The following is a 2,770-nucleotide window of genomic DNA, read 5'->3' on the forward strand; positions in this document are numbered from 1 at the left end:
ATCGGTATGTTGGCCGTGCCAAGGGCGTCACACACTGTGGCCGGTCGGGTGTAGCGATCCGCCGTGGATGGGTAGGTGGTGGTCGCGAGTGACGGGAGAGCATGGGATGAGCCAGGATGCGGGAGCGCAGTCCAGTACCGTTGACGTCAGCGTTCCCAGTGTGGCGCGTATGTACGACTACTACCTCGGCGGTAAGGACAATTACGCCGTGGACCGTGCGGCGTGCGAGGAACTGAACAAGGTCGTGCCGAGCACGCGGGTGTTGGCCGTCAACAACCGCCGTTTCCTGCAGCGGGTGGTCCGGTGGCTGGCGCGGGAACAGGGTATCCGGCAGTTCATCGATCACGGCTCGGGTCTGCCGACCCAGGACAACGTCCATCAGGTCGCCCAGCGCGTCGATCCGGACTCACGGGTGGTCTACATCGACAACGACCCCATCGTGCTGGCCCATGGCCGTGCGCTGCTGGAGGAAAACCAGAACACCGCCGTGATCCAGGCTGACATGCGTGACACGGACGGCATCATGGGGCACCCCGAAGTGGAGCGGCTGATCGACTTCGATCAGCCGGTGGCCGCGCTCTTTGTGTCCGTACTCCACTGCATCCCGGATGCCGATGACCCAGCCGGCCTGATCCGGCGCGTGGCGGACCGCCTGGCTCCGGGCAGTTTCCTGGTGGTGTGCCAGCTCGTCAGTGAGGATCAGGCAACCCGAGACTTCGTGACGGAGTTCATGCGGGTCAGCACCCAGGGCCAGTGGGGCCGGGTGCGCACAGCGGCCGAACTCGCCGCCTTCCTGGAGGGCTTGGACGTGGTGGAACCCGGTCTGGTGGAGGTGTCGACGTGGAAGCCCGACGGAGACGTGGGGCCCAAGCAGCGCACCATGGAGTGGATCGAGTACGGCGGCGTCGCCCGCAAGCAGTAGCCGGGGCGGGGCGACAACCGATCACCCCGTCCCGCGTCCTTTCCGCTGTCACGGCTCCATGGCCCTGATCATTTGCCGCAGTATGGCCTGGGAGTCGCGGGGGGACGCGGCTTGGGCGCTGAGCTGGTCGGTGACGGCGAGGTAGTGGTCGACGTCGTCGCGCTTGTCCAGGTAGAGCGCGCTGGTGAGCTGTTCCAGGTAGACGATGTCGGGCAGGTCCGGCTCCAGGAAGCGCAGGATGGTGACCGGTCCGCCTGCCGCCGCGTGCCCACCGAGGTCGAACGGGGCGATCTGCACGGTGACGTTGGGCAGCTGTGTCATCTCCAGCAGGTGGCGTAACTGGGCCACCATGACGCCGCGCCCGCCCATCGGGCGCCGCAGACATGCCTCGTCGAGCACGGCCCACAAGCGGGGCGGGTTCGAAGCGGTGAGCAGTGCCTGTCGCTGCAGACGCAGTTCCACCCGGCGTTCGATCTCCGTCCTGGACGCTTGCGGGTTGCCGAGCCGGCACACGGCGTGCGCGTACTGCTCGGTCTGCAAGAGGCCCGGCACGAACTGCACTTCGTAGGTGCGGATGAGGAAGGCGGCCTCTTCCAGGCCGATCAGCGTCTCGAACCAGCCGGGCAGTACATCGTTGTACTGGTGCCACCACCCGGGTGTGCTGGTCCCGCGGGCAAGCGCCAGGAACTCGGCGCGCCGCTCCTCGTCCGTCACCCGATACAGCGACAGCAGATCGGCGACATCGCGTTCCTTGCACCCCACGCGGCCCAGTTCCAGGCGGCAGATTTTGGCGTGCGAGCCCCGGATGGCGTCTCCGGCCGCTTCCCGGGTGATGCCTGCCGCCTCCCGCAGCCGGCGCAGCTGCGTTCCCAGAATGATCCGCAGAACTGTCGGCCCGCCCCTGGGGTGGTCGATGTGAGGGCGCGGGGGCGGGACGCGCCCCGGCTGCGCGGCTGCCATGCTGGCTCCCGTGTCTTTCGGCTGGGCGCTCAGTTTCCCACCGGCTCCACCGTCCGTACAGGGACGGTGACTATCCGGCCGACATATGCGTCAAGCAAGCCCGGCCATGTCGTCGAAGTCACCGTCCTTCGCTCCTTGCACGAAGGCCGCGATCTCTGCGCGGGTGTAGATCAACGCGGGCCCGTCCGTGTGCCGCGAGTTCCGTACCGCCACTTGCCCGTCGGCGAGTACGGCCAGTTCAACGCAGTTGCCATTGGGATTGCTGCGGCGGCTCTTACGCCAGGCCGTGCCTTTGAGCGCGCTGGCGCGTGTGCCGTTGATCGGTGCGTTCATCTGTTCTTCCCCTTGCTCGGCGGTCGGTACCGGCCCGGTGCGAGCCGTACGCCGCGGTGGCGTGAACCAGCCTTCATGCGCCCGTTCTTACCGATGCAATTGCAGATGTACTTGCAGCACAAGAGAGCCGACGGGATATTAGCTCTTCCGAACTACAAGGCCCAGCCCCCAACTACACGGCCCAGACCCCGAAATGCCCACGGGAAGATCGTGATGACCACACACCAGGCACCACCTGTGCCCGACGTCGTCCACGAAGCGTCCCCCCTCAACCGCGAGCCGTACCTGTCACTCATCCAGGCCGTACTGGCCTGGTCAGCACCCGCAACCACGCCACACCCCCGTGACTGCCAGCAGATCACCGTGCTGCTGGCAGGCCACGCCCGCGCCCTGACCGAGGACCTGCGCCGTCGCTGCACCCACCTGCCCACAGGCAGCACCTCGCGCACACTGACCGAGACAGTGCTCGGCGAAGCCGACCGGCGCCTTTCCGTAGAGCACCGAGCCACCGTGGCCGGAGCACAGAATCTCGCCCGGCTCGTCCGCGCCCTCTAC

4 protein-coding genes are annotated in these 2,770 nt (G+C 67.1%); 2 read left to right on the forward strand and 2 right to left on the reverse strand.

All coding sequences use genetic code 11. From position 1 onward, the window contains the following. Window positions 1–106 precede the first annotated feature (106 nt). On the forward strand, window positions 107–922 hold the full coding sequence (locus QK440_RS41045) for an SAM-dependent methyltransferase (RefSeq protein ID WP_282798365.1): 816 nt from the start codon (window positions 107–109) through the stop codon (window positions 920–922). A gap of 48 nt (window positions 923–970) precedes the next feature. Here QK440_RS41045 and QK440_RS41050 read toward each other — a convergent pair whose 3' ends face one another. Further along, window positions 971–1,882, reverse strand: coding sequence for a helix-turn-helix transcriptional regulator (locus tag QK440_RS41050; protein ID WP_282798366.1), 912 nt, complete (start codon window positions 1,880–1,882; stop codon window positions 971–973). Window positions 1,883–1,972: 90 nt separating this feature from the next. After that, window positions 1,973–2,215, reverse strand: coding sequence for a DUF397 domain-containing protein (locus QK440_RS41055; protein WP_282798367.1), 243 nt, complete (start codon window positions 2,213–2,215; stop codon window positions 1,973–1,975). 213 nt (window positions 2,216–2,428) lie between these two features. Between QK440_RS41055 and QK440_RS41060 the strand changes: the two genes are divergently transcribed. Then, a partial coding sequence (locus QK440_RS41060) for a DUF6415 family natural product biosynthesis protein (protein ID WP_282798368.1) occupies window positions 2,429–2,770 on the forward strand: 342 nt, incomplete at its 3' end.

This window comes from Streptomyces sp. CC224B (genome assembly GCF_030010595.1).
Classification (GTDB): domain Bacteria; phylum Actinomycetota; class Actinomycetes; order Streptomycetales; family Streptomycetaceae; genus Streptomyces; species Streptomyces longispororuber.

Excerpts from the sequence above, each read along its gene's own strand:
- QK440_RS41045 (WP_282798365.1), top strand. The coding sequence starts at position 107 with ATGAGCCAGGATGCGGGAGCGCAGTCCAGTACCGTTGACGTCAGCGTT.
- QK440_RS41055 (WP_282798367.1), bottom strand. The coding sequence starts at position 2,215 with ATGAACGCACCGATCAACGGCACACGCGCCAGCGCGCTCAAAGGCACG.
- QK440_RS41050 (WP_282798366.1), bottom strand. The coding sequence starts at position 1,882 with ATGGCAGCCGCGCAGCCGGGGCGCGTCCCGCCCCCGCGCCCTCACATC.